This is a genomic window from Cribrihabitans pelagius (assembly GCF_048820915.1).
GTDB classification, from domain to species: domain Bacteria; phylum Pseudomonadota; class Alphaproteobacteria; order Rhodobacterales; family Rhodobacteraceae; genus Cribrihabitans_A; species Cribrihabitans_A pelagius.
In genome coordinates this window covers 1-974 of the sequence record NZ_JBMERR010000063.1, presented here as the reverse complement: position 1 = coordinate 974, position 974 = coordinate 1, and the positions used below count along the sequence as shown (strand labels likewise).

Annotated in this window: 1 pseudogene; it reads left to right on the top strand. The window is 61.5% G+C overall.

What is annotated here, in order from left to right:
- Nucleotides 1-882: pseudogene (locus ACOHX0_RS21865) on the top strand (transposase); the annotation flags it as partial.
- Nucleotides 883-974: the final 92 nt, after the last annotated feature.

Below are 974 nucleotides of genomic sequence, written 5' to 3'. Positions count from 1 at the left end.
ATCTCGACACCCTGGATGAGGCTGCCTTCGGCGCGGCCAGCGAGGATCAGCCAAAGTTTACGTCCCATTCCGACCCTGCCAGCCAATGGACCGCAGCCCGCAAGGGTCCGGCCTTCTTCAGCTATTCCGGCAATTACCTGATCGACACGGACCACGGCGTCATCGTGGACGTGGAAGCGGCGAGATCAATCCGCCAAGCCGAAGTTGGGCCGGCCAAGACCATGCTGGATAGGGTCAAGGCCAGGTTCGACCTCCATCCCGAGCGCCTGATCGCAGACACCGCCTATGGCACCGCGCCGATGCTTGGCTGGTTGGTCGACCGCAAGATCGCCCCGCACATCCCCGTCTTCGACAAGTCGGGGCGCAGCGACGGAACCTGGACCCGCGCGGACTTCGAGTGGGATGCCGGGAACAATCAATACATCTGCCCGGAAGGCCACGAACTGAAGCAATTCCGCCGGAACTATTCCGATCCGAACCGAGGGCCGGCCGGCAAGGGCGCCGCGAAATACCGGTGCCTAAAGCACACGTGCCAGGCCTGCACCTCGAAGCCGCGTTGCTGCCCTAACATGGACTTCCGGTCGATCACCCGAGAGGAGCATGAAGACGCGCGGCAAGTCGCTCGCGACATCCACTGCCCGGCAGTGCATGTTTACATGCACGAGAGGGGCGAAGACCGACCAATACATCATCTCAATGAAAATGCGGAAGAAGGTCGAGATTCTCTTCGCCCACCTCAAGCGCATTCTTGGACTCAGCCGGCTCCGATTGCGCGGCCCATGCGGCGCAAACGACGAATTCCTGCTCGCCGCCACCGCCCAAAACCTCCGCAAACTGGCCAAGGTCATTCCCGCACCGCAGCAACCGCAGAAAGCCCGATAAAAAAGGCGCTCACGCTCTTTTCCGGCGCCCTTATTCTGCGCCCGCGAACGGGTGTTTTTCCACGGAATCGTATTGAAGCGGACCTTGGCTGC